Consider the following 25,671-nt stretch of genomic DNA (forward strand, 5'->3'; position numbering starts at 1 on the left):
CGGGGCCGGGGCCCGCCGGGTGACGGTCCGTCGGAAACCCCTCCGTCCGGCGGGGTAAGACGGACGCACGATCCGCCGCCCGTTCGGGTGCCGTTTGCCCTGTTACCCGCGGGGGAGGGGGCCGCGTTGGTAGCCGTAGTTCATGTTCCTTCCCCTGCGCCGCCCGTCCCGCGACCCCGATCGCCCCGTTCCCGCCCTGTCCCGCGGCCCGAGCGGGCGGCTCCGGTGGACCGGCCGCCGGGCCGCCGCCCTCGGGCTGGCCGCACTCGCCACCGTCGGCATGGCCGAGCCGCCGGCCCTGGGGCCGCAAGGCCTCGGCGACCGCCTCTTCCCCATGCTCGGCAACACCGGCTACGACGTCACGTCCTACGACGTCTCCCTGGACTACTCCGGCCACAACGACCAGCCGCTGGACGCCACCACCGAGATCACCGCCCGTGCCACCACCGAGCTCGACCACGTCAACCTCGACTTCGCCCACGGCACCGTGCGCTCCGTGAAGGTCGGCGGCCTGCCCGCCCAGCACCAGCAGCACGGCGAGGACCTGGTGCTCACCCCGGCCTTCCACATCTCCCGGGGCCAGGAGGTGAAGATCTCCATCGAGCACACCAGCGACCCCCGCGGCAAGGGCAACGGCGGCTGGCTCCGGACCTCCGACGGCCTGGCGATGGCCAACCAGGCCGACGCCGCGCACCGCGTCTTCCCCTGCAACGACCACCCCTCCGACAAGGCGCTCTTCACCTTCCACATCACCGCGCCCCAGGAGCTGACGGCCGTCGCCAACGGGCTGCCCCTGAGCCCCGGCGCCCGCGCGGGGCGCCGTACCTGGACCTATCGCACCACCCACCCCATGGCCACCGAGCTGGCGCAGGTCTCCATCGGGAAGTCCAGCGTGCTGCTGCGCCACGGACCGCACGGCCTGCCCGTCCGCGATGTCGTACCCACAGCGGACCGCCCCGCCCTCGCGCACTGGCTGGCGAAGACCCCGGCCCACATGGCCTGGATGGAGCGCAAGGTCGGCCCCTACCCCTTCGAGGCGTACGGGGTGCTGATCGCCAACGCCAGGACCGGCTTCGAGCTGGAGACCCAGACCCTGTCGCTCTTCGAGAAGGGCATGTTCACCACCGAGCAGCTGCCCGGCTGGTACGTGGAGTCGGTGATGGTGCACGAACTGGCCCACCAGTGGTTCGGCGACAGCGTCAGCCCGCGCCGCTGGTCCGATGTCTGGCTCAACGAGGCCCATGCCACCTGGTACGAGTCCCTCTACGCCCAGGAGAAGGGCGGCAGCCGGGCCTCTCTGGACGCCCGGATGCGTCATGCGTACGAGGAGTCCGACGGCTGGCGCGCCGACGGCGGACCGCCCGCCGCGCCCAAGGCACCGAGCCCGGGACAGAAGATCGGGATCTTCCGCCCCATCGTCTACGACGGCAGCGCGCTCGTCCTGTACGCGCTGCGGCAGAAGATCGGGGTCGCCGCCTTCGACCGCCTGGAACGCGACTGGGTGGAACGGCACCGCGACGGCGTGGCGGACACCGCCGACTTCGTCCAGCTGTCCTCCCAGGTCGCCGGGCAGGACCTCACCGGCTTCTTCCAGGAATGGCTCTACGGCGACCGGACACCCCCGATGCCGGGGCATCCGGAGTGGCTGCCCAAGGGGGCCGCGGGAAAGCCGGGGCGGCCCAAGGGCGCCGTCGCGAGCCCCGGGCCGAAGGGAGCTGCCGCGAGCCCTGGGCCCAAGGGCGTCGCCGCGAGCCCTGGGCCCAAGGGCGCCGCCGCGAGCCCTGGTCCCAAGGCAGCGGCCGAGAACCCCGCGCCCAAGGGAGCCGCCGAAAACCCCGGAAAACCCGTGTGACGGCCTTCCCGGGGCGTGGGACCATCGTCGGGACGGCGCCGGTCGGCCCGGGAATCTCCGGGGCGGCTCGGACGTTGTCATGGGCGACGGCCGTGGCGGTACCGCGGCGGTCGCCGCACCACCGACAGTCCCGGCGGGAACACCCGGTCCCCGCGAGGGCTTCCCAACGACGCAAAGGATCAAATGACCTCCTCTTCTTCCCTTCCGCAGGACCGGCAGCGCCTCCCCGAGAGCCTTCGGGCCAACGCCCTGATGGAAGAGGACGTCGCCTGGAGCCACGAGATCGACGGGGAGCGTGACGGCGACCAGTACGACCGTTCGGCACGTGCGGCACTACGCCGTGTAGCGGGCCTTTCCACCGAGCTCGAGGACGTCACCGAGGTCGAGTACCGACAGCTCCGCCTGGAGCGCGTGGTGCTCGTCGGTGTCTGGACCTCGGGCACGGTCCAGGAGGCGGAGAACTCGCTCGCCGAGCTCTCCGCACTCGCCGAGACCGCCGGGGCCATGGTCCTGGACGGCGTCATCCAGCGCCGCGACAAGCCCGACCCGGCCACGTACATCGGCTCCGGCAAGGCGCTGGAGCTGCGCGACATCGTGCTGGAATCCGGGGCGGACACCGTGGTGTGTGACGGTGAGCTCTCCCCGGGCCAGCTGATCCACCTCGAGGACGTCGTCAAGGTCAAGGTGGTCGACCGGACCGCTCTGATCCTCGACATCTTCGCCCAGCACGCCAAGTCCCGGGAGGGCAAGGCGCAGGTCTCGCTGGCACAGATGCAGTACATGCTCCCCAGGCTCCGTGGCTGGGGCCAGTCGCTGTCCCGGCAGATGGGTGGCGGTGGCTCCGGTTCGGCGGGCGGCGGTATGGCCACCCGTGGTCCCGGTGAGACCAAGATCGAGACGGACCGGCGGCGGATCCGCGAGAAGATGGCGAAGATGCGCCGGGAGATCGCGGAGATGAAGACCGGCCGGGACATCAAGCGCCAGGAACGCCGGCGCAACAAGGTCCCCTCGGTCGCCATCGCCGGCTACACCAACGCCGGCAAGTCCTCCCTGCTCAACCGCCTCACCGGCGCCGGTGTACTGGTGGAGAACTCCCTGTTCGCCACCCTGGACCCCACCGTCCGGCGGGCCGAGACGCCCAGCGGACGGCTCTACACCCTCGCCGACACCGTCGGCTTCGTCCGGCATCTGCCGCACCACCTCGTCGAGGCGTTCCGTTCCACGATGGAGGAGGTCGGCGAGTCCGATCTCATCCTGCATGTGGTCGACGGCTCGCATCCGGTGCCGGAGGAGCAGCTGGCCGCCGTACGCGAGGTGATCCGCGAGGTGGGCGCGACGGACGTGCCCGAGATCGTGGTCGTCAACAAGGCCGACGCGGCCGATCCGCTGGTGCTGCAGCGCCTGCTGCGCCAGGAGAAGCACGCCCTCGTGGTCTCGGCCCGAACGGGCCAGGGCCTGGACGAGCTGCTGACCCTGCTCGACGAGGAACTGCCCCGGCCGCGGGTCGAGATCGAGGTGCTGGTGCCCTACACCCAGGGCGCCCTGGTCTCGCGGGCACACGCCGAGGGCGAGGTCATCTCCGAGGAGCACACCGCGGACGGCACGGTCCTCAAGGCGCGGGTGCACGAGGAGCTGGCCGCCGAGCTCCAGCGCTTCGTCGCCGCGGCGTAGCGGCCGGGCAGCGCGGACGGCAAAGGGCCCGCCCCCGGGAAACCGGGGGCGGGCCCTTTCGTCCTGCCCATGGGCGATGCGGGGGTGGCGCCGTCCCCGGCACCACCCGCCTCACACCCTTACTGCTTGCCGGCCCACTTCTTGCTCATGGTGTCGAACATGCTCTTGGCCTCGGGGCCCAGGTGGGGACCGGCGGACCAGCGGGCCGGACGCGGCCCCATCGACATGTTGGAGACCAGCACCGGCTTGCCGTCATTGCCCTTGATGAACCAGGGGCCGCCGGAGGAACCACCGGTCATGGTGCAGCCGATCCGGTACATGGTCGGCTTCTTGGCGTCCATCGACAGACGGGTCGGCTTGTCGGTGCACTGCTGCTGCGCCGCACCGTCGAACGGCGGCTCGGCCGGGTAGCCCTGGGCGGTCAGGCTCGGGATCTTGGCCATCGCGGGCGCGTTGAAGTCGACGTCGTAGGCGCCGCCGGCAACCTCTTCCAGCGACTTGCCGCCCGTGCTCTCCTCGGGCTTCACATGCATCAGCGCGAAGTCGTACGGAGCCATCGGCACGCCCGGAACGGCGCCGCCGCCCTTGATCCACTGCTGGGACGTCGCCATGTCGTCCGCCCACCACTTGCCCGACGGGACCCGGTCCTCGTAGGGCTTGCCCTTCAGCTGGCCGGCGGTGCCGCCGGTCTTGTTGAAGTTCGGCACGAACATCATGTTGCGGTACCAGCCGCCGCTCTTGCCGGCGTGCACACAGTGCGCCGCGGTCCACACGAGGTTGGACTTACCGGGGTGCGCCGGGTCCTTGACGACGGTGGCGGAGCAACGCGACCCGCCCTCGGGGGTGCTGAAGAGCAGCAGGCCCACGCCGGGAGCGGTCGAGGTGTACGGGGTCTTGACGGCCTGCGCCGGAACGGCTGCGGGCTCAGGGTCGGTCTTGCCCTGGTCCTCCGAGATGTCCTCGGGCTTGCTGGGGTCCTGGGGCGGCTTGACCTTGTCGATCTTGTCCTTGTCCCAGAAGTCCTTGATGATCGGGTTGATGAACTCCCCGGCCTCCCGGAGCCACTTGTCCCGGTCCCAGTTCTTCCACTCGCCGTTCTTCCACTTGTCCAGGTCGACGCCGTGTTCCTTGAGCTTGTCCTGGATGTCCTGAGGGATCTTGAAGTCACCCCCGCCTGTGGAGTCCTGAGCCGCGGACTGGCTGGGCTTGGCGTCCGCGTTGTCGCCCTCCGGTCCGCAGCCGGTCGCCGTGAGTGCCACGACAGCGGTGAGGGCGGCGGCGGCCAGGACTGGCCGACGTATGGATCGCATGGGTGAGCTCCCCCTGGTGAATCGACTGAGCCGGTGTGGCTTGTTCGGTGTTGCGCCGGTCTGTTCTTTGTCATGAACCTCAAGACCCGGCGCAACACCCCACTATGCCGGTGACGATGGGGACGGCGGTACTCGGGTCCCCGGTTCCACGCCATCAAGGATCTTGCGGACAACCGTGATCCCGGGTCGCCGTCGTCGTTGGTACGTACGGGGGACGGCCGGGCTGCCCCCAGCCCGCGCGGCATTCAGCAGCTCACCAGCAGGAGGACACAACTGCCGTGGTGTTGACCGAAACCGTGCCGGCGGCCGTGCCGCCGGCCCATGAGGGAATCCTGCGGCGGCAGTCCCTGCGCGAGTCCGCCGCCCGCACCTACGCGCGCTCGCTGCCCATCGTCCCGGTGCGCGCCCGCGGGCTGACCATCGAGGGCGCCGACGGCAGGCGCTATCTCGACTGCCTCTCCGGCGCCGGCACCCTGGCGCTCGGCCACAACCACCCGGTGGTGCTCGAAGCGATCCGGACGGTTCTCGACTCCGGCGCACCGCTGCACGTCCTCGACCTCGCCACCCCCGTCAAGGACGCCTTCACCACCGAGCTCTTCGCCACCCTGCCGGGGGAGTTGGCGGAAAAGGGGCGCATCCAGTTCTGCGGCCCGGCCGGCACGGACGCCGTCGAGGCCGCCTTCAAACTCGTCCGCACCGCGACCGGCCGGGACGGCCTGATGGCCTTCTCCGGCGCCTACCACGGCATGACCTCGGGGGCGCTCGCCGCCTCCGGGGGAGCGCAGCACACCAGCGTGGTCCGGCTGCCCTATCCGTACGACTACCGCTGCCCCTTCCAGACCGGCGGCGAGCGCGGTGCCGAACTCGCCGCGCGCTGGACACAGAGCCTGCTCGACGACGACAAGAGCGGGGTACCCCAGCCGGCCGGGATGATCCTCGAACCCGTCCAGGGCGAGGGCGGGGTGATCCCCGCGCCGGACGGCTGGCTGCGGCGGATGCGGGAGCTCACCGCCGCCCGGCAGATCCCGCTGATCGTGGACGAGGTACAGACCGGCGTCGGACGGACCGGCGCCTTCTGGGCGGTCGACCACAGCGGCATCGTGCCCGATGTGATCGTGCTGTCGAAGGCGATCGGCGGCAGTCTGCCGCTCGCCGTGATCGTCTACCGCGAGGAACTCGACGCCTGGCAGCCCGGCGCGCACGCGGGGACCTTCCGCGGCAACCAGCTCGCGATGGCCGCCGGCGCCGCCACCCTCGCCTACGTCCGCACGAACGGCCTCGACCGGCGTGCCGGGGAGCTCGGCAGCCGGATGCTCGACCGGCTCACCTCGCTCGCCGCCGCCCATGACTGCATCGGCGACGTCCGCGGCCGCGGGCTGATGCTCGGCATCGAGCTCGTCGACCGCACCGCCGATGCCGACGCCACCGGCGCCCGACCCGCCGACCCGCAGCTCGCCGCCGCCGTTCAGCACGCCTGCCTGGACCGCGGCCTGATCGTCGAACTGGGCGGCAGGCACTCCGCCGTCGTCCGGCTGCTGCCACCCCTGACCATCACCGACGAACAGGCGGACGCCATTCTCGACCGCCTCGCCGACGCCATCGCGGCGGCGGTCCGCACCACCCCCGGGCCGACGGGCTCGTCCCCCACGACAATGCGAGGCACCTCCCCATGAACGAATGCCCCGGCCCCGACGGTGGCCAGGCCGCCGAGCGCATCCCCGCCCACCAGGGCGCGGGCACGATCGAGGCGGTACCACGCCAGCAGCGGCGCGCCGCCGACGACACCTGCCACCAGCAGACCCACGAGGCTCCGGACCGGGCCGCCCCCGCTCCCCACGGCGCTCCCGGCCCCTACGACCACGCCCGGTCCGGTGACCACGACCCCCTCGACCACCCGGACCCGGCGGTCGCCGCCGACGCCGCGGGCATCGAGCATCTGCTGCGCTGCTGGCTCCGGGAGAGCGGCACCCACCGCCCGGCCGAAGGCGGGCTGCGCATCCCCCTGAGGGCCGCGGCGTGTGCCCTGCACATCCCCGTCCGCTACTGGTCACCCACGGGCTGGCACCGTCTGGGCGCCCCCACCGTCGAAGGCGCCCCGGCCGGCGCCGCCCCGCTGGACGCCGTCACCCTCGCCGCGCTGCTGCGCCGGGAGGCCGCCTACGGCGACCGCCGGGCTTCCGACGGCGGCGAGCACCGGGTGGCGGACGGCGACGAGCGACCGGACCCGGACGGCGCGCGGCAGCAGGCACCGGACGGCGACGGTGCCGAACTCATCGGCCGGGTCGCCAACTCCGTACGCAATGTCGCCACCTTCCTCACCGACCGGCGGGCCCGGCCCGCCGACGACCACGGCGCCCTCTTCCTCGAAGCCGAACAGTCCCTCCTCCTCGGCCACCCGCTGCACCCCACGCCCAAGAGCCGCGAAGGCCTCTCCGATGCCGAGACCCGGGCGTATTCGCCCGAACTCCGCGGCGCCTTCCCGCTCCACTGGACGGCCGTGCACCGCTCCGTCCTGGCCGCCGACTCCGCCTGGACCGAACGCGGCAAGTCCGTACCGGCCGAGCAGCTCGCCAGGGGCCTCGCCGGGGACGGCCTCCGACTCCCCGACGACACCGTGCCGTTGCCGCTGCACCCCTGGCAGGCCAGGGAGCTCGCCGACCGCCCCGACATCGCCGCCCTCCGCGCGGCCGGCCTGCTGCACGACCTCGGCGCCCACGGCCCGCTCTGGCACCCCACATCCTCCGTCCGCACGGTCTACCGCCCCGACGCGGACGCCATGCTCAAGCTCTCCCTCGGGCTGCGGATCACCAACTCCCGCCGGGAGAACCTCCGTAAGGAACTCGCCCGCGGCGTCGAGGTGCACCGACTGCTGCGCACCGGCCTCGCCGAGCAGTGGCAGACCGTGCACCCCGGCTTCGACATCGTCCGCGACCCGGCCTATCTCGCCGTCGACGGCCCCGACGGCGAACCCGTCCAGGGCCTCGATGTCGTCATCCGCCACAACCCCTTCAGCACCACCGACGACGCCGTGTGCATCGCCGGCCTCACCTCCCCCCGGCCCTGGCCCGGCCGCTCGGGCGTGCGCTCCCGGCTCGAAGATCTCGTCGGTACGCTCAGCGCCCGCACCGGCCGCCCCTTGGGGGCGGTGGCCACCGAGTGGTTCCTGCGCTACCTGGAAGTCGTCGTACGGCCCGTGCTGTGGCTCGACGGCACGGCCGGCATCGTGCTGGAGGCCCACCAGCAGAACACCGTGGTGCTGCTGGATCCCCACGGCTGGCCGGTCGGCGGCCGCTACCGCGACAACCAGGGCTACTACTTCCGCGCCTCCCGCCGGGCCGAGCTGGAGCGGCGGCTGCCCGGTGTCGGCGTGGCCAGCGACAGCTTCGTCGCCGACGACGTCACCGACGAACGCTTCGCCTACTACCTCGGCATCAACAACGTCCTCGGCCTCATCGGGGCCTTCGGGGCCCAGCGCCTGGTCCGTGAGGAGATCCTGCTCGCCGCCTTCCGGCGGTTCCTCGCCGATGCCGCGGCGGCCCCCGGCACACACCGCTCGCCGCTTCCGGAGCAGTTGCTCGCCGCCCGCACGCTGCGCTGCAAGGCCAACCTGGCGACCCGGCTGCACGGCCTGGACGAACTCGTCGGCCCGGTCGAAACCCAGTCCGTCTACGTCACTCTGCCCAACCCCCTCGCCCCGTAGCCGCCCACCGCAACTCCGACCGCAGCCTTCTGCCCCCGCCCCGGCGCCCCGCGACCCACCAGGCCACGCGGCACGCGGCCACGAGAGGAGAGTGTCGCCGTGCCACCCACCGAGTCCGACCTCGGCTCCAGCTCCGATGACACCCTCGACCTGCAGCTCCCGCCCGAATTCAGCGCGCTGTTCGCCGAGGGGTACCGGCAGCAGGCGTCGCCGGACGTCCCGGCCGTCGGCCCGCTGCTCGACAACCTGGCGGGCTGGGGGGCGGCCGGCACCCCCGCCGGGCCGTTCGAGCTGGTCCCCGTCCGGCTGGGCCGCGATCTCGACCGGATCACCGGCTGGATGAACGATCCGGCCGTGGCGGCCTTCTGGGAGCTGGCGGGCCCGCCGGAGACCACTGCGGCCCATCTGCGCGGCCAGCTCGACGGCGACGGCCGCAGTGTGCCCTGCCTGGGGGTGCTGGCCGGTGTCCCGATGAGCTACTGGGAGATCTACCGCGCCGATCTGGACCCCCTCGCCCGCTACTATCCGGCCCGGCCGCAGGACACTGGTGTCCATCTGCTCATCGGCGGTGTCGGCGACCGGGGACGCGGGCTGGGCGGCATGCTGCTGCGCGCCACCGCCGATCTCGTACTCGACCACCGGCCGCAGTGCGCACGGGTCCTCGCCGAGCCCGACGTGCGCAACACCGCCTCCGTCGCGGCCTTCCTGAGCGCCGGATTCCGCTACGGCGACGAGATCGAACTGCCCGGCAAACGCGCGGCGTTGATGGTCCGCGACCGCGCCCACCGCCACCTGCTCTGACCCCGGGACCGTCCCTCGACGGTCCCGCTCCGGTCCGCCGTCCACCCCCGCTGCCCCGGTTGTCCCCCGTACGTGCCGGGGCGGTCCCGCTTCGAGGAGCCCGCCTTGTCGCCTGAGCCCCAGCCTTCGCACAGCGCCTGGCAACACGCCGCGCGCCGACTGTTCGCCAAGACCCTGGCGGAGTTCGCGTACGAGGAAGTCCTCACCCCCGAGCCCGACGGCACCGCACCCGACGGCACCCCCCACTACCGCCTGCCGGTCACCGACGACCTCGTCTACCGCTTCCGCGCCCGCCGCGGCGCCTACGGCCACTGGCGCGTGGACCCCGATTCGATCACCCCCGACGCCGATCTCTTCCGCTTCCTCACCCACGCCCACGACACCGTGCTGGGCCTGTCCGGCGACACCACCGGCCATCTCGTCCGCGAGCTGACCGCCACCCTCGCCGCCGACACCCGGCTCGACGCCACCGCCGTCAGCGCCGCCGACCTCGCGGATCTGGACTACGCCACCCTCGAAGGCCACCAGACCGGCCACCCCTGGCTCGTCGCGAACAAGGGCCGGCTCGGCTTCTCCGCCCACGACGCGGCGACCTGGGCCCCGGAGGCCCGCACCGCCCAGCGCCTGCCCTGGCTCGCCGCGCACCACAGCATCGCCCACTACCGCGGTATCCCCACCCTGGCCACCCCCGACCGTCTCTACGGCGAGGAGCTGGCCCCCGCCACCCGTCACGCCTTCGCCCGCACCATCGCCGACGAGGGCCACGACCCCGCCGACTACCTCTACCTCCCCGTCCACCCCTGGCAATGGGACGAGACCATCGCCCCGCTCTTCGCCCCGCAGCTCGCCGACAGATCCATCATCGCGCTGCCCACTGACAACGACCTCCGCCTGCCGCAGCAGTCGATCCGTACCTTCCTCAACATCAGCCGCCCACGGGCCCGTACGGTCAAGCTGCCGCTGTCCATCCTCAACACCCTCGTCTGGCGCGGGCTGCCCACCGAGCGCACCCTCGCCGCGCCCGCCGTCACCCGCTGGGTCCACGGTCTGCGCGACGCCGATCCCTATCTGCGCGACGAGACCCGGGTGATCCTGCTGGGTGAGACCGCCTCCGTCACCGTCGAGCACCCCCTCTACGACCGGCTGCCCGGCGTCCCGTACCAGTTCAAGGAGCTGCTCGGCTGTATCTGGCGCGAGCCGGTCAGCGGTCATCTGGACCCCGGCGAACGCGCCCGCACCCTGGCCGCTCTGCTGCAGACCGATCCCCAGGGGCGCGCCCTGACCGCGGAGCTGGTGCGCCGCTCGGGACTGGCCCCGCGCGACTGGCTGGCACGGCTGTTCGGCGCCCTGCTGCCGCCGCTGCTGCACTTCCTCTACCGGTACGGCACGGTCTTCTCCCCGCACGGCGAGAACGCCATCGTCGTCTTCGACGAGCACGACGTCCCCACCCGCCTCGCGGTCAAGGACTTCGTCGACGACGTCAACACCAGCTCCCGGCCGCTCCCGGAACACGACTCCATGCCGGACGACGTACGGGCGGTGCTGCTGACCGAACCGCCCGCCTTCCTCACCCAGTTCATCCACTCCGGACTGTTCGTCGGCGTCTTCCGCTACCTGGCGCCGCTGTGTGCGGACCAACTGGACGTCCCCGAGGCCGAGTTCTGGTCACTCGTACGGGCGGAGATCCTGCGCCACCACGAGCGCTTCCCCGCCCTCAAGGAGCGGTACGAGACCTTCGACCTGCTCACTCCGCGGATCGAGCGGCTGTGCCTGAACCGCAACCGTCTGCATGTGGACGGTTACCGGGACCGCCGCGACCGCCCGCACGCGGCCGTGCACGGCACCGTTCCCAATCCGCTCCACCACCCGTGACCGGACCGGCTGTCAGTGGTCCCGCGTAGGCTTGCAGCGCTATGACGAAGCCCTCCCTCCCCGATCTGCTCCACGCCGCCGTCACCGCCGTCGGCGGCACCGAGCGCCCCGGCCAGGTGGCGATGGCCGAGGCCGTTGCCGAGGCCGTGGACGAACAGGCCCATCTGCTGGTGCAGGCCGGCACCGGCACCGGAAAATCCCTCGGCTATCTGGTACCGGCCCTCGCGCACGGCGAGCGCGTGGTGGTCGCCACGGCCACCCTGGCGCTGCAGCGCCAGCTCGTCGAGCGCGATCTGCCGCGTACGGTCGAGGCGCTGCATCCGCTGCTGCGCCGTCGCCCCGAATTCGCCATGCTCAAGGGTCGCTCCAATTATGTGTGCCTGCACCGCCTCCATGAGGGCGTCCCCCAGGAAGAGGAGGACGGGCTCTTCGACGTGTTCGAGCAGGCGACTCCGACCAGCAAGCTCGGCAAGGACCTGCTGCGGCTGCGCGACTGGGCGGACGAGACCGAGACCGGCGACCGTGACGCGCTGACCCCCGGAGTCTCCGACCGGGCCTGGGGCCAGGTCTCGGTCTCCTCCCGGGAGTGTCTGGGCGCCTCGAAGTGTGCCTACGGGGCGGAGTGCTTCGCCGAGGCCGCCCGGGAGCGCGCCAAGCTCGCCGATGTCGTCGTCACCAACCACGCGCTGCTCGCCATCGACGCGATCGAGGGCGCACCGGTCCTCCCGCAGCACGAGGTCCTGATCATCGACGAGGCCCATGAGCTGGTCTCCCGGGTCACCGGCGTCGCCACCGGCGAGCTGACCCCCGGCCAGGTCAACCGCGCCGTCCGCCGGGCCGCCAAGCTCGTCAACGAAAAGGCCGCCGACCAGCTGCAGACCGCGTCGGAGTCCTTCGAGCGCCTCATGGAGCTGGCCCTGCCCGGCCGCCTCGAAGAGATCCCCGAGGATCTCGGGTACTGCCTGATGGCACTGCGGGATGCGGCCCGTACGGTCATCTCGGCGCTCGGCTCGACCCGCGACAAGTCGGTCCAGGACGAGGACGCCGTCCGCAAGCAGGCCCTCGCTTCGGTGGAGAACGTCCATGCCGTCGCCGAGCGCATCGCGAACGGCTCCGAGTACGACGTGGTCTGGTACGAGCGCCACGACCGCTTCGGCGCGTCCCTCCGGGTGGCCCCGCTGTCCGTCTCGGGCCTGCTGCGCGAGAAGCTCTTCGAAGACCGCTCGGTGACCCTCACCTCCGCCACTCTCAAGCTGGGCGGCGACTTCAACGGGGTCGCGGCCTCCCTGGGTCTGGCTCCCGAGGGCACGGAAGGCGAGGACGTTCCGCCCTGGAAGGGCCTGGACGTCGGCTCCCCCTTCGACTACTCGAAGCAGGGCATCCTCTACGTCGCCAAGCACCTCGCTCAGCCGGGCCGCGAGGGCAGCCGCACCGACATGCTCGATGAACTCACCGAGCTGATCGAGGCCGCCGGTGGCCGCACCCTCGGCCTCTTCTCCTCCATGCGCGCCGCCCAGGCCGCCGCCGAGGAGCTGCGCGGCCGGCTGGACCTGCCGATCCTGCTCCAGGGCGAGGAGACGCTCGGCGAGCTGATCCGGGCCTTCGCCTCCGATGCCCGTACGTGCCTGTTCGGCACCCTGTCCCTGTGGCAGGGCGTCGATGTACCCGGTGCGAACTGTCAGCTGGTGGTCATGGACCGGGTGCCGTTCCCGCGCCCGGACGACCCGCTGATGAGCGCGCGGCAGAAGGCGGTGGAGGAGGGCGGCGGCAATGGCTTCATGGCGGTCGCCGCCACCCATGCGGCACTGCTGATGGCCCAGGGCTCCGGCCGTCTGGTCCGCGCCACCGACGACCGCGGCGTGGTCGCCGTCCTCGACCCCCGCGTGGAGCGGGCCCGCTACGGCTCCTTCCTCCGCAAGTCGATGCCCGACTTCTGGTACACCACCGACCGCAACCAGGTCCGCCGCTCCCTCGCCGCCATCGATGCGGCAGCAAAGGCGACGGAATCACCTGAAGCGGCCCCGCCGGCGGAGGAGAACCCCGAGTGATCGGAAAGGCATGCCCCAGCCCTCCGGCCACCCCGGCCGGCCCGTAGTCACCAACTGAGCAACCCCGAGCGGACATTGGCCACCTCCGCGGGAGCGGCCGCGGTTCGGCGGCGAGGGCGCGCAAAACCAAGCCCCGGAACCGGCGCAGTGGTTCCGGGGCTCGGTAGTGAGGGGTGCGTCAGATGCGGCGCAGCACCGCCACCACCTTGCCGAGGATGGTCGCCTCATCGCCGGGGATCGGCTGGTACGCGGAGTTGTGCGGCAGCAGCCACACATGGCCGTCCTCGCGTTTGAAGCGCTTGACGGTGGCTTCGCCGTCCAGCATGGCCGCCACGATGTCACCGTTCTCGGCGACCGGCTGGCGGCGGACCGTGACCCAGTCGCCGTCGCAGATCGCGGCTTCGATCATCGAGTCGCCGACGACCTTCAGGACGAACAGCTCGCCGTCGCCGACGAGCTGGCGGGGGAGCGGGAAGACATCCTCGACCGACTCCTCCGCGAGGATCGGGCCACCGGCGGCGATCCGGCCGACCAGCGGGACATAGGAGGCGGCGGGCTTGCCGGCGGTCTCCGTCGCGGCGGAGGTGGTCTGGTCCGAGCCGCGGACCTCGTACGCCCGGGGGCGGTGCGGGTCGCGTCGCAGGAAGCCCTTGCGCTCCAGAGCCATGAGCTGGTGGGCGACGGACGAGGTGCTGGACAGTCCGACGGCCTGGCCGATCTCGCGCATGGACGGCGGGTAGCCGCGCCGCTGCACCGAATCCCGGATCACCTCGATCACCCTGCGCTGGCGGTCGGTGAGTCCGGAACTGTCGGCTCGGATCCCTGGGGGCCGACCCGGCAGCGAGCGGGCCGGCTTCTGCTCTTCGGAGTCCAACGTGGCGTCGTCCATCGGCGGCCGCTGTGCCTGTTGTGGATCGAACCGGCTCTGGGAGTGGCTTTGTGCAGTGATGGTCGCGCTGTCTGCGGTGGTGGTCACGTCGGCCCCTCTCGAAATGTTCTCCCTAGTTAGCCAACGGTAGTTGCTTTCGAAAGGTTGCGCCAAACACACGTTCGAGTGAAATATTCGCCGATTGGGTGCCCGGATCAAGTGGCTGGGTGTATGGCCGAGCGGTAATTCAGGCCTTGAGCGGGTGCCGGAGCCCGCATTTCCCGGCCGTCCGGTGTGTCGGGCCCCGTGCGCACGGGGGCTCGGCGATCGGCCGCCGTGGCCCTGCTGATTCTGTCACCACCGCCCCTCCGCGGCGCCGGCCGGGTGGCTTCCCGTACTCTCATGGGCGACCGGCCGGCCCGTCGCCGCCGCGACACGCGGTAGGCGGATGTAAGCGGCCCGACACCACATCTAGTGGTTAGATGCGATCGGTTACCCAGAAGTTGTGGTGCCTGGTCCCTCCGGGGCCGGGAATCGCCTATGCTGGTGACTGCTCCGAAGGGCCCGTACGGACCGGTCGGAGGTTGTCGCCGTACGCCGGGTTCGTTGGCGTACGTACGTCCGTATATCGAGGGTGAGGAGGGTTAGAGCCATGCACTGCCCCTTCTGTAGGCACCCGGACAGCCGGGTCGTCGACAGCCGCACCACCGATGACGGGACGGCGATCCGCCGGCGCCGCCAGTGCCCCGACTGCTCCCGCCGTTTCACGACCATCGAGACGGCATCGCTGATGGTGATCAAGCGGAGCGGGGTCACCGAGCCCTTCAGCCGCAACAAGGTCATCGCGGGAGTACGCAAGGCGTGCCAGGGGCGCCCGGTCACCGAGGACGCCCTCGCCAAGCTCGGCCAGCGGGTCGAGGAGGCGGTGCGTGCCACGGGCAGCGCCGAGCTGTCCACCCATGACGTCGGGCTCGCCATACTGGGCCCGCTGCAGGAACTCGACCTCGTCGCGTACCTGCGCTTCGCGTCCGTTTACCGGGCCTTCGACTCACTCGAGGACTTCGAGGCGGCCATCGCCGAGCTGCGCGAGCAGCGCGAGCTGGGGCCGCCCGGGCAGGAATGCGGGACCGACGGGGAGGCCGGCGGTCCGGCAGCTCCCGTGCCCGCCACCGCCGCCGACTGAGTTCGGCGCGCATCCAGGACCTGTATCGGGGCGAGAGCAGGGCGTCCCGGCGCAGAAAGACAGACACCGTGCCACGGAATGAGTGCGCACATATGGGCGTTTGCCCGTATACAGGGAGGCGGCATGACAGAGACGACGAGCGGCCCGGCACGAGGCTCCCGCGCCAAGGGCAGCAAGGCGAGCAAGGGTCTGCGTATCGAGCGCATTCACACCACACCCGGCGTGCATCCGTACGACGAGGTGGAGTGGGCGTCTCGTGACGTCGTCATGACCAACTGGCGCGACGGCTCGATCAACTTCGAGCAGCGTGGCGTCGAGTTCCCCGACTTCTGGTCGGTGAACGCGGTCAACATCGTCACGAGCAAGTACTTCCGTGGTGCGGTGGGCTCCCCGACCCGTGAGGCGAGCCTCAAGCAGCTCATCGACCGGGTGGTCAAGACGTACCGCAAGAGCGGCGAGGAGAACGGTTACTTCGCCTCCCCGGCGGACGCCGAGATCTTCGAGCACGAGCTGGCGTACGCGCTGCTCCACCAGGTCTTCAGCTTCAACTCGCCGGTGTGGTTCAACGTCGGCACCCAGCAGCCGCAGCAGGTCAGCGCCTGCTTCATCCTCTCCGTCGACGACTCCATGGAGTCGATCCTCGACTGGTACAAGGAAGAGGGGATGATCTTCAAGGGCGGCTCCGGCGCCGGCCTGAACCTCTCCCGCATCCGCTCCTCCAAGGAGCTGCTCTCCTCCGGCGGCAACGCCTCCGGCCCGGTCTCCTTCATGCGCGGCGCCGACGCCTCCGCAGGAACGATCAAGTCGGGCGGCGCCACCCGCCGCGCGGCGAAGATGGTCGTCCTGGACGTGGACCACCCGGACGTCGAGGCTTTCATCGAGACCAAGGTGAAGGAAGAGGAGAAGGTCCGCGCGCTGCGCGACGCGGGCTTCGACATGGACCTGGGCGGCGACGACATCACGTCCGTCCAGTACCAGAACGCCAACAACTCCGTCCGGGTGAACGACGAGTTCATGAAGGCCGTCGAGGCCGGCTCGAAGTTCGGGCTGCGCGGCCGGATGACCGGTGAGGTCATCGAGGAGGTCGACGCCAAGGGGCTCTTCCGCAAGATGGCGGAGGCCGCATGGGCGTGCGCCGACCCCGGCATCCAGTACGACGACACCATCAACCACTGGCACACGTCGCCCGAGTCGGGCCGGATCACCGCGTCCAACCCGTGCAGCGAGTACATGCACCTGGACAACTCCTCGTGCAACCTCGCCTCGCTCAACCTCCTGAAGTTCCTGCGCGACGACGACCTGGGCAACCAGTCCTTCGACGCCGAGCGCTTCGCCAAGGTCGTCGAGCTGGTCATCACCGCGATGGACATCTCCATCTGCTTCGCGGACTTCCCCACCGAGAAGATCGGTGAGACCACCCGCGCCTACCGCCAGCTGGGCATCGGCTACGCCAACCTCGGCGCCCTGCTGATGGCCACCGGGCACGCCTACGACTCCGACGGCGGCCGCGCGCTGGCCGGTGCCATCACCTCCCTGATGACGGGCACCTCCTACCGGCGCTCCGCCGAGCTGGCCGCGGTCGTCGGCGCGTACGACGGCTACGCCCGTAACGCGGATGCCCACAAGCGCGTCATGAAGCAGCACTCGGATGCCAACGGCATCGCGGTGCGCATGGACGACCTGGACACTCCGGTGTGGGCGGCGGCCACCGAGGCCTGGCAGGACGTGCTGCGCCTCGGCGAGAAGAACGGCTTCCGCAACGCGCAGGCCTCCGTGCTGGCCCCGACCGGCACCATCGGCCTGATGATGGACTGCGACACCACGGGCGTCGAGCCGGACCTGGCCCTGGTCAAGTTCAAGAAGCTGGTCGGCGGCGGCTCCATGCAGATCGTGAACAACACGGTCCCCAAGGCGCTCAAGCGGCTCGGCTACCAGCCCGAGCAGGTCGAGGCGATCGTCGCCCACATCGCCGACCACGGCAATGTCGTCGACGCCCCCGCCCTCAAGCCGGAGCACTACGAGGTCTTCGACTGCGCCATGGGCGTCCGCTCCATCTCCGCCATGGGCCATGTGCGCATGATGGCCGCGGCGCAGCCTTTCCTGTCCGGTGCGATCTCCAAGACGGTCAACGTCCCGGAGACGGCCACCGTCGAGGAGATCGAAGAGGTCTACTTCGAGGGCTGGAAGCTCGGCCTGAAGGCGCTCGCGATCTACCGCGACAACTGCAAGGTCGGCCAGCCGCTCTCCGCCAAGAAGAAGGAGCCGGCGGCCGTCGAGGCCGAGGCCCCGGTGGAGAAGAAGGTCGTCGAGTACCGCCCGGTGCGCAAGCGCCTCCCCAAGGGCCGTCCCGGCATCACCACCTCCTTCACGGTCGGCGGTGCCGAGGGCTACATGACCGCCAACTCCTACCCGGACGACGGTCTCGGCGAGGTCTTCCTGAAGATGTCCAAGCAGGGCTCGACCCTCGCGGGCATGATGGACGCCTTCTCCATCGCGGTGTCCGTGGGCCTCCAGTACGGAGTGCCGCTGGAGACCTATGTCTCGAAGTTCACCAACATGCGCTTCGAGCCGGCCGGTATGACGGACGACCCGGACGTGCGGATGGCGCAGTCGATCGTCGACTACATCTTCCGCCGCCTGGCGCTGGACTTCCTGCCGTTCGAGACCCGTTCGGCGCTCGGCATCCACTCCGTCGAGGAGCGCACGCGCCACCTGGAGACCGGTTCGTACGAGCCGTCCGACGACGAGGTCGACGTCGAGGGCCTGGCCCAGTCCGCGCCGCGCCAGACGGAAGCGGTGACGGAGTCCACTCCGGCGGTGAAGATCGTCGAGGAGGTCGCCGCACCGGCTCCCCAGCAGGCGCACACCAACGCCGAACTCGTCGAGATGCAGCTGGGCATCAACGCCGACGCGCCGCTGTGCTTCTCCTGCGGGACGAAGATGCAGCGGGCCGGCAGCTGCTACCTGTGCGAGGGCTGCGGGTCGACCAGCGGCTGCAGCTGAGCATGAGCGGGCCCGCGCGGGAGGCTTCCTTCCGCGCGGCCCGTGCCTCGGGCTGATACAGCTCGTGGAAGAGAGGAGGGGACCGGCCGGGCGCCGATCCCCTCCTCTTTTGCCGCCGGTTTCGTGCCGGGTCCCGTCAGCGGCCCATCAGCGAGGCAAACGCGTCCGGGTCGGTGTCGAATCCGCTGAGTGCCGCGCGGAACCGCCATTGGCCCGCCTCGTCCCGGGCGAATTCGGCGACCGTTGCGGCGGTGGCCTCCGCGACCTCGGTGAAGTCGTTCTCGGCCAGATCGGTGTAGCCCTCGCGGATCCGTACGGCCGTGTTCTCTATGTCGCCGAAGACCTTGCGGCCCTCGCCCTGCTGGATGGCCACCCCCACGACCACCCGGGCGTAGGTGTCGGACAGCCGGTCCAGCTCCAGGGTCATGATCTCGTCGAAGCCGAACCCCTGGCCGGTCCTGCTGTCCCGGTTGAGGGTGATGGTCCCGTCGGGCGACCGGCTGTCGAAGTGCACCAGATAGGCAGGGTCGCCGTGCGGCGCGTCGGCCGTATAGGTCGCCGCGATGATGTCGAGGTCATTGTCCGGCGTCCCGAGGGGGCTCGGGTCCCACTTGAGCGTTACCTCGGCCTTCTCGATCCCTTTGTTGAACGTGCTCACCGGGCTTCCCTCCCGTCATCTCCCGGGGACGCGGCCTGGCCCACGCGGGCGCGCGGCCCCTCCTCGGGACTTCCCGTTGACTGACCATCGTGCCACGTCCGGCGGTGCCCGGGCGGAGTGAACTGCCTCTGGTCACCTGCGGTTTGCCTCGGTCCGGGTGGCTGGAAAGTGCCCAGCGGGCCATGGGATCGCGGGGTCTGCTCAGTGCACCTGCTCGTTCCAGAGCCGGGCGAGCCCGCCGTCCAAGACGTCCAGAGCCTCGGCGGGGGAGAGGTGGCCGATCAGGACGTGGGTGGTGAGGCCGTCGGCCAGGGCGAGGAGGGTGCGGGCCGCGCGGTCCGGGTCGGAGGTGTCGGAGGCCTCGGCGATCAGCCGCGCGAACACCGCCCGCAGTTGTGCGTAGTTGGTGCGCAGGATTTTGGCCAGGGACAGGCTGACCGCGGCCTGGGCCACGAAGGCCAGCCAGACCCGGGCCTCGGCGCGATGCTCCTCACTGACCAGCGAGACCTCGGTCGCGGCGTGCCCCAGCGCCGTACGGGCCGACTGGGCGGGCGATGCGGTGAGCCTGGCCGACACCCGCGTGGCGACCCGCTCGCCGATGTGGCCGAGCGCGAAGACCAGCATCTCCTCCTTGGTGCCGAAGCAGCGCTGAACGGCCCCCATGGACACCTCGGCCCGGGCCGCCACGTCGCGGAGCGTGACGCCCTCCAGCCCGCTCTCGTCGGCGAGTTGGCACACGGCTTCGGCGATCTGCCGGCGCCGGCTCTCGTGGTCGACCTGCTTGGGCATGCCCCGCACTCCGGTTTTTTCGATGCGTACGTATCGGTGACCAGGCTACGATGCCGAAGCGATGCAAGTGCATCGGAACAATGTGCCGGTGCGTCGGGAACGTGCCGGAAGGCGGCCCGAACGGTCCGGATGAGGGCCGCCCGGGGGCCGAGAGAAAGGGGGAGGGCATGCGCAACGCGCTGTGGAAGATGGCGGCCCGCGCCCAGGCGGCGGCGGTACATAGCGGCGAGGTGTCGGCGGTGGAGCTGGTGGAGGCGCACCTGGAACGGATCGCCGAGGTCAATCCGGCCGTCAACGCCGTCACCCAGCTCCTCGCCGAGCGGGCGCGGGGCGAGGCGGCGCAGACCGACCGCAGACGCGCGGCGGGTGACCGGCTCGGGCCGCTGGCCGGGGTGCCGTTCACCGTGAAGGAGACCACGGGCATCGAGGGGGTGCCGACGACCTACGGCGCGGAGCGATTCCGTGACGCCGTCGCGCACTGCGATGCGCCCCCGGTGGCGCGGCTGCGCGCGGCCGGCGGCATCCCCATCGGACACAGCAATGTTCCGACGCTCATCCTCGCCGGGATCCACACCCGCAGTGAGCTGTTCGGGGACACCGCGAACCCGTGGAGCGCTGCGGTCACACCGGGCGGCAGCAGTGGCGGCGACGGTGCGGCCGTGGCAACCGGGATGGCGCCACTGGGACTCGGCAACGACTCCGGAGGGTCGGTGCGCCTTCCCGCGTCCTTCTGTGGCGTCGCGGGGCTGAAGCCGACCTACGGACGGTTCGCCGCCGATCACCGGCTCGGACCGGACGACCCGTCCTTCGCAGCCCAGGTCCTCGTGGTCGACGGCCCCCTGGCCCGTACGGTCGATGATCTGCGGCTCGCGTACGAGGTGCTGGCCGGGGCCGATCCGCGCGACCCGCGTGCCGTGCCGGTGCCTCCCTACGGGGAGCCGCTGAGGCACCCCCTCAAGGTGGCGAAGGTGGCGGACCCCGGGGGCCGCGGTGTGCACCCTGTGGTGCGTCAGGCCGTGGAGAGCGCGGCCGAGGCGCTCCGGGACGCGGGCTACGAGGTGTGCGAGGTGGCGGACGTACCGCGGCTGGAGGACGCGCTCGATGCCTACGGCCGGATGACGCTCACGGAGTTCGCCACCACCTGGCCGGTGGTCAAGCCGCTGCTCGGGGAGGGCGGCCATCGCTATATCGAGAGGGCGATGGCGGAGTCCCGCCCCGTGGAGCTGGCGGAGTATCTGCGGCTGACCGGGGTGCGGATGGGCCTCCAGCGGGACTGGGCGGCGTTCCTGGACGAGTATCCGCTGGTCCTGGGGCCGGTGTTCACCGATCCGCCGTTCGCTCCGGGGGAGGAGGTCCGGGACGAGGAGGGCCATCGGCGGGTGCAGCGCGCGCTGCGGCTGTGCACCGCCACCAGTTTCGTCGGAGTGCCTGCGGTGGCCGTACCCACCGGGGTGGTGGACGGACTCCCGTACGGCGTGCAGCTGATCGGGCGCTCCTACCGGGAGGACCTGTGTCTGGCAGCGGCAGAGGCGGTGGAGCAGCGGCTGGGTGTCCAGACGCCGATCGACCCGCGACCGTAAGGAAGTTCGGGCCGGTCGGAAGGTGACGCGCAGTGACCCCGCCTCGCCGTTGGGCCGTACGATGGCGCGGTGCTGGTCAAGTGGATTCGTCTCACCGTTGTGGACCGTCGAGGGTTCGAGCGGGGGCAGCGGAAATGGGCGGGGCTGCTGGGTGAGCCGGGGTTTCGAGGGCAGGGCGGGGGGTGGAGCCGGGGGCGGCCGGGCGTCGCGCATCTGGTGGCCTTCTGGGAGAGCCGGGCCTTCTACGACTCCTTCATGGCGCGTTCGCACGACCGGCTGGCGGCCGCTCAGGTCGGCACGTTCAAGGACGCCCAGGTGCGGCTGTTCGAGCACGAATTCGATGTGAAGGTGGGCTTCCGTCCGTCGTTCGGCGACGTGGACGTGCTGCGGCTGGCGCACTGCCAGGTACACCAGGACCGGGTGGATCACTTCATGCTGATGCAGGAGAAGGTCTGGAACCCCGCGATGGCGGGGTCGCCGGGAATGCTGCGGGGGATGCTGGGGCGGGCTCCGGGGGAGGAGTTCTTGGTGCTGTCGATGTGGCAGTCGGCGGCTGAGCGGGGGAAGTACCGGCCCGAACGGGTGGAGCGGCTGGCGCTGCGGGCCCAGATAGCCGCGGATGTCCGGGCGATCGCGGGCGATGTGGTGCAGCTCGAACCGTCGTGGACGGTGTGAGGGACGGTGTGGTCAGGGGGCCGCACCGGGGGAGTTGCCGGCCGTGCTGCCGGTGGTGAACGCGCCGGCGCGGGCGGCGGCCAGCGTGGCCGCCACGGCCTGGTCGGCAAGGGCGTCGTCCACCGGCTCCCGGCTGATGAACAGGCGGAAGAAGAGCGGCGCGGAGACCGAGCGGACGAGTGCGCCGGCGTCGATGGCGCGGTCCGGGGCGGTCCCGGAGGCGGTATCCGGCGGGGCGGCTTCCGGGGTGTCCGGCACAGTGTCCGGGGTTGCCGGCAATTCCCCGCGCCGGACGGCGCGTTCGACGAGGACCTCGCAGCGCGTGAATCGCTCGGCATAGTAGTCACGCAGCGCCACGGCCGCCCGCTCCGACTGGAAGGCGGCGGCGATCATCGCGGAGCCTGATGCGGCCACCGCCGGCTCGGTGAAGGAAGCGACGACCTCGCAGGCCAGCGCACGCAGATCGCCCTCCAGGGATCCGGTGTCGGGCGGGGCCCAGCTGTCCTCGCCCGCAAGATCGAGAGCGTCCGCCACCAGGCCCTCGACGTCCTTCCAGCGGCGATACAGCGTCGTCTTGTGCACACCGGAGTGCTCCGCGACGTATTCGACCGTCAAGCCCGGATAGCCGTACTCGGTGAGTCCGGCCAGCACGGCGTCGCGGACGGCGGCGCGGGTGCGGGCGGTGCGGCCGCCGGGGCGCCGGGTGCCGGGGGTGGGCGCGGAACCGCCGGTCTCGCGCCTGTTCTCGTGCGCGGTCTCGTCAGGCAATTGCAACTCCATTGCGTTAGCGGCTTGCGTGTGTCATCCTCATCGTAATGCGACGAAGGTTGCATTTGTGTGGGGAGGGTTATTGCGGACTCGAAACTCATTACGCGACACCGTCAGGTTCTCCGTCCACCGGCTGCTGCTCGCCGTGTGCCGCCGCGGTCTTGCCGGGGTCGCGCAGAGGCTGACCGCCCTGCTGATGTCGTTCGGCTGCGTGCGGCATGTACAGAGCAGGAGATCTAGGCTGGCGGCATGGCCCGGCCCCGACGCATCGTCCTCATCCGCCATGGAGAGTCGGCGGGGAATGTCGATGACACCGTGTACGAGCGGGAGCCCGATCATGCACTCGCCCTCACCGAGACCGGGATGCGACAGGCGAAGGAAGCCGGTGGCCCGCTGCGCGAGATGTTCGGCGATGAACGGATCTCCGCCTATGTCTCGCCCTATCGACGCACCCACCAGACCTTCCGCGGACTCGGCCTCGATCCGGCCAGGGTCCGGGTGCGCGAGGAGCCCCGGCTGCGCGAGCAGGACTGGGGGAACTGGCAGGACCGCGACGACGTACGACGGCAGAAGGCCTACCGCGACGCCTACGGCCACTTCTTCTACCGCTTCGCCCAGGGCGAGTCCGGAGCGGATGTCTACGACCGGGTCGGGGCGTTCCTGGAGAGCCTCTGGCGCAGCTTCGAGGACCCGAACCACCCGCCGAACGTCCTCATCGTCACGCATGGTCTGACCATGCGGCTGTTCTGTATGCGGTGGTTCCACTGGACGGTGGCGGAGTTCGAGTCGCTGTCCAATCCCGGCAACGCGGAACGGCGGACCCTGTTGCTCGGCCCGGACGGCCGCTACACCCTTGACCGGCCGTTTGAGCGCTGGTGTGTACCTGAGCCTTATGGCGTCACCGGTTAGAGTGCACAGCGATGACCCCCGACCACCGTGACGCAGACCGCTGTGCGCGAGCTCTGGCCAGCCTGCGCGGCCTCGCCGTGGGTGATGCCCTCGGATCCCAGTTCTTCGTCCCCGCCCACTACCCCTCTCTCAAGCGCCGCGAGCTGCCTCCTTCCCCCTGGCAGTGGACCGACGACACCGAGATGGCCTGCTCCGTCCTGGCCGTGCTCACCGCCCATGGCCGGATCGACCAGGACGCACTGGCCCGGTCCTTCGCCGACCATCATGACTTCGACCGTGGCTACGGCCCGGCCGTCAACCGCATGCTGCGGCTGATTCGCGAGGGCGGCGACTGGCGCGAGCTGGCGTCCGGACTCTTCAACGGCCACGGCTCGTGGGGCAACGGAGCGGCCATGCGCATCGCCCCCCTCGGCGCCTGGTACGCCGACGACCCCGAGCAGGCCACCCACCAGGCGGAGATCTCCGCCTACACCACCCACCAACACCGCGAGGCCGTCGTCGGCGCCATGGCCGTCGCCGCCGCGGCCGCCCTGGTGGCCGACCCGGCCCGGGACACCGGCCCCGAACAGCTGCTGGACGGCGTGCTGGAGCTCATCCCGCGCAGCGCCGTACAAGCCGGGCTGCGCCGCGCCCGCGACATGCTCGACTACGCCGACTCCGGCACCGTCGCCGCCGTCCTGGGCTGTGGACGGCGCACCAGCGCCCACGACACCGTGCCCTTCACGCTCTGGGCCGCGGCCCGGCATCTGGGCAACTATGAGCGGGCGTTTTGGACCACCGCGCAGGCGGGCGGCGATGTGGACACCACCTGCGCTATCGTCGGCGGCATCGTCGCCGCCGGCCACGCCGGCAACCCGCCCGAGGCATGGCTGGACGGCACCGAGCCGCTCCCGTCCTGGACCCCCGCCCTCGCCGGCTGATCACGTCGTTCCGTCCGGCCGCTGCCCTCGTCGCCCGCTGCGGCGCACGCGCGCCCGTCCGCTTCCGTCCCTCCTGCGCCCTCCAACAGGCGGCACCGGGCCGAGACTTCACTCCACACGGTCCCGCGCGCGGCGTGGGGGCGCCGGCGTCCGATCCTGGCCGCGGCCGGCCTGAACCTGCTTCCGCGTACCCATCGGTAGCGGAACCGGCGGGTCCCGTTCGCAGCCCGCTCGCGCGGTCGTTGGCACCGTTCGCCACCAGGTGGGGATCCGGTGCGGACGGCTGGACCGAATAGGCGTAACCTTGCTGGCGCCATGCCGTACGAGCCCCCCACCCATTCCGTCGAGCGATCATTGCGCGCCACGACGGGCGCCAAGATCGTTGCAGGTGTCGACGAGGTCGGGCGCGGAGCCTGGGCCGGTCCGGTCAGCGTCTGCGCAGCCATCACCGGTCTGCGCCGCCCGCCCGACGGACTCACCGATTCCAAGCTGCTGACCCCCAAACGCCGGACCGAACTGTGCCATGTGCTCGGCACGTGGGTCACGTCGTACGCCCTGGGGCACTCCTCACCGGAGGAGATCGACGAACTGGGGATGACCGCTGCCCTGCGGCTCGCGGCCGTACGCGCCCTGGAGGCGCTGCCGGTCCGGCCGGACGCGATCATTCTCGACGGCAAGCACGACTACCTGGGCACGCCATGGCGGGTCCGCACGGTCATCAAGGGCGACCAGTCCTGCATCGCGGTCGCCGCCGCGTCCGTGATCGCCAAGGTGCGGCGCGACGCGATGATGGCCGAACTGGGCCTGGTATACGCCGACTTCGACTTCGCGGCCAACGCAGGCTACCCCTCGCCGACCCATCGCATTGCCCTGGAGGAGTACGGTCCTACGCCGCACCACCGAGTGTCGTGGTCCTACATGGATGCCCTGCCCCGCTGGCGGCATCTGAAGAAGGTGCGCATCACCCCCGAAGCAGCCGCTCTGGAAGGCGGTGGCCAACTCGGCTTCGATTTCTGAGCGGTACGGACATCAATTCGGTACCCGATGACGTGTTCCGCACTTAC

General features: G+C 71.0%; 19 protein-coding genes. 14 read left to right on the top strand and 5 right to left on the bottom strand.

Translation table 11 applies throughout. The annotated features are described in order from the left end of the window. Positions 1 to 142: 142 nt before the first annotated feature. A complete protein-coding gene (locus tag ACGFWI_RS30675; protein WP_393909302.1) occupies positions 143 to 1,852 on the top strand; it encodes a M1 family aminopeptidase in 1,710 nt (569 codons plus the stop codon). A gap of 183 nt (positions 1,853 to 2,035) precedes the next feature. Beyond that, complete coding sequence (gene hflX, locus ACGFWI_RS30680) at positions 2,036 to 3,523, top strand: GTPase HflX (protein ID WP_393909303.1); 1,488 nt, start codon at positions 2,036 to 2,038, stop codon at positions 3,521 to 3,523. Between the two features lie 119 nt (positions 3,524 to 3,642). Here the strand turns inward: hflX and ACGFWI_RS30685 are convergent, their stop codons facing one another. Next, positions 3,643 to 4,833, bottom strand: a complete 1,191-nt coding sequence (locus ACGFWI_RS30685; protein WP_393909304.1) for a trypsin-like serine peptidase — start codon at positions 4,831 to 4,833, stop codon at positions 3,643 to 3,645. A 278-nt stretch (positions 4,834 to 5,111) separates the two neighbouring features. Here ACGFWI_RS30685 and ACGFWI_RS30690 point away from each other — a divergent pair, with 278 nt between their 5' ends. The 5 genes from ACGFWI_RS30690 (at position 5,112) to ACGFWI_RS30710 (ending at position 13,254) form a co-directional block, all read left to right on the top strand. Next, the gene (locus ACGFWI_RS30690) at positions 5,112 to 6,506 is read left to right on the top strand and encodes a diaminobutyrate--2-oxoglutarate transaminase family protein (RefSeq protein WP_393909305.1); all 1,395 of its coding nucleotides are present in this window, start codon (positions 5,112 to 5,114) and stop codon (positions 6,504 to 6,506) included. Then, positions 6,503 to 8,533 carry an IucA/IucC family protein gene (locus ACGFWI_RS30695; protein WP_393909306.1) on the top strand — a complete coding sequence of 677 codons (2,031 nt, stop codon included), beginning with the start codon at positions 6,503 to 6,505 and terminating at the stop codon, positions 8,531 to 8,533. Before ACGFWI_RS30690 ends, ACGFWI_RS30695 begins: the two co-directional genes overlap by 4 nt. Before the next feature lie 99 nt (positions 8,534 to 8,632). Next, positions 8,633 to 9,334, top strand: a complete 702-nt coding sequence (locus tag ACGFWI_RS30700) for a GNAT family N-acetyltransferase (protein ID WP_393909307.1) — start codon at positions 8,633 to 8,635, stop codon at positions 9,332 to 9,334. Positions 9,335 to 9,439: 105 nt separating this feature from the next. After that, entirely contained in the window at positions 9,440 to 11,206 is a 1,767-nt protein-coding gene (locus tag ACGFWI_RS30705; RefSeq protein ID WP_393909308.1) for an IucA/IucC family protein, read from the top strand. Positions 11,207 to 11,247: 41 nt separating this feature from the next. Further along, the gene (locus ACGFWI_RS30710) at positions 11,248 to 13,254 is read left to right on the top strand and encodes an ATP-dependent DNA helicase (protein ID WP_393909309.1); all 2,007 of its coding nucleotides are present in this window, start codon (positions 11,248 to 11,250) and stop codon (positions 13,252 to 13,254) included. A gap of 178 nt (positions 13,255 to 13,432) precedes the next feature. On the opposite strand, the gene lexA is transcribed toward ACGFWI_RS30710, so the two are convergent. After that, positions 13,433 to 14,230: a transcriptional repressor LexA gene (gene lexA, locus ACGFWI_RS30715; protein ID WP_393909310.1), complete on the bottom strand. Its 798-nt coding sequence runs from the start codon at positions 14,228 to 14,230 to the stop codon at positions 13,433 to 13,435. A gap of 544 nt (positions 14,231 to 14,774) precedes the next feature. On the opposite strand from lexA, the gene nrdR reads away from it, so the two are divergent. Further along, positions 14,775 to 15,305 carry a transcriptional regulator NrdR gene (nrdR, locus tag ACGFWI_RS30720; protein ID WP_393909311.1) on the top strand — a complete coding sequence of 177 codons (531 nt, stop codon included), beginning with the start codon at positions 14,775 to 14,777 and terminating at the stop codon, positions 15,303 to 15,305. Between the two features lie 123 nt (positions 15,306 to 15,428). Continuing rightward, the gene (locus ACGFWI_RS30725; protein ID WP_393909312.1) at positions 15,429 to 18,308 is read left to right on the top strand and encodes a vitamin B12-dependent ribonucleotide reductase; all 2,880 of its coding nucleotides are present in this window, start codon (positions 15,429 to 15,431) and stop codon (positions 18,306 to 18,308) included. A gap of 136 nt (positions 18,309 to 18,444) precedes the next feature. Here the strand turns inward: ACGFWI_RS30725 and ACGFWI_RS30730 are convergent, their stop codons facing one another. Together ACGFWI_RS30730 and ACGFWI_RS30735 are read right to left on the bottom strand one after the other, a co-directional pair. Then, positions 18,445 to 18,966, bottom strand: a complete 522-nt coding sequence (locus ACGFWI_RS30730) for a TerD family protein (RefSeq protein ID WP_393909313.1) — start codon at positions 18,964 to 18,966, stop codon at positions 18,445 to 18,447. 201 nt (positions 18,967 to 19,167) lie between these two features. Further along, positions 19,168 to 19,755, bottom strand: a complete 588-nt coding sequence (locus tag ACGFWI_RS30735; protein ID WP_393909314.1) for a TetR/AcrR family transcriptional regulator — start codon at positions 19,753 to 19,755, stop codon at positions 19,168 to 19,170. A 167-nt stretch (positions 19,756 to 19,922) separates the two neighbouring features. Here ACGFWI_RS30735 and ACGFWI_RS30740 point away from each other — a divergent pair, with 167 nt between their 5' ends. After that, complete coding sequence (locus ACGFWI_RS30740; protein ID WP_393909315.1) at positions 19,923 to 21,335, top strand: amidase; 1,413 nt, start codon at positions 19,923 to 19,925, stop codon at positions 21,333 to 21,335. 69 nt (positions 21,336 to 21,404) lie between these two features. Then, on the top strand, positions 21,405 to 22,010 hold the full coding sequence (locus ACGFWI_RS30745) for a YdbC family protein (protein WP_393909316.1): 606 nt from the start codon (positions 21,405 to 21,407) through the stop codon (positions 22,008 to 22,010). 12 nt (positions 22,011 to 22,022) lie between these two features. Here ACGFWI_RS30745 and ACGFWI_RS30750 read toward each other — a convergent pair whose 3' ends face one another. Next, positions 22,023 to 22,790, bottom strand: coding sequence for a TetR/AcrR family transcriptional regulator C-terminal ligand-binding domain-containing protein (locus ACGFWI_RS30750; RefSeq protein WP_393909317.1), 768 nt, complete (start codon positions 22,788 to 22,790; stop codon positions 22,023 to 22,025). Between the two features lie 237 nt (positions 22,791 to 23,027). On the opposite strand from ACGFWI_RS30750, the gene ACGFWI_RS30755 reads away from it, so the two are divergent. The 3 genes from ACGFWI_RS30755 (at position 23,028) to ACGFWI_RS30765 (ending at position 25,624) form a co-directional block, all read left to right on the top strand. After that, positions 23,028 to 23,687: a histidine phosphatase family protein gene (locus tag ACGFWI_RS30755; protein ID WP_393909318.1), complete on the top strand. Its 660-nt coding sequence runs from the start codon at positions 23,028 to 23,030 to the stop codon at positions 23,685 to 23,687. A gap of 11 nt (positions 23,688 to 23,698) precedes the next feature. Then, a complete protein-coding gene (locus ACGFWI_RS30760; protein WP_393909319.1) occupies positions 23,699 to 24,607 on the top strand; it encodes an ADP-ribosylglycohydrolase family protein in 909 nt (302 codons plus the stop codon). A gap of 315 nt (positions 24,608 to 24,922) precedes the next feature. Further along, positions 24,923 to 25,624, top strand: coding sequence for a ribonuclease HII (locus ACGFWI_RS30765; RefSeq protein WP_393909320.1), 702 nt, complete (start codon positions 24,923 to 24,925; stop codon positions 25,622 to 25,624). Positions 25,625 to 25,671 lie beyond the last annotated feature (47 nt).

The sequence above is a fragment of the Streptomyces sp. NPDC048434 genome (assembly GCF_043200375.1).
Lineage (GTDB): Bacteria > Actinomycetota > Actinomycetes > Streptomycetales > Streptomycetaceae > Streptomyces.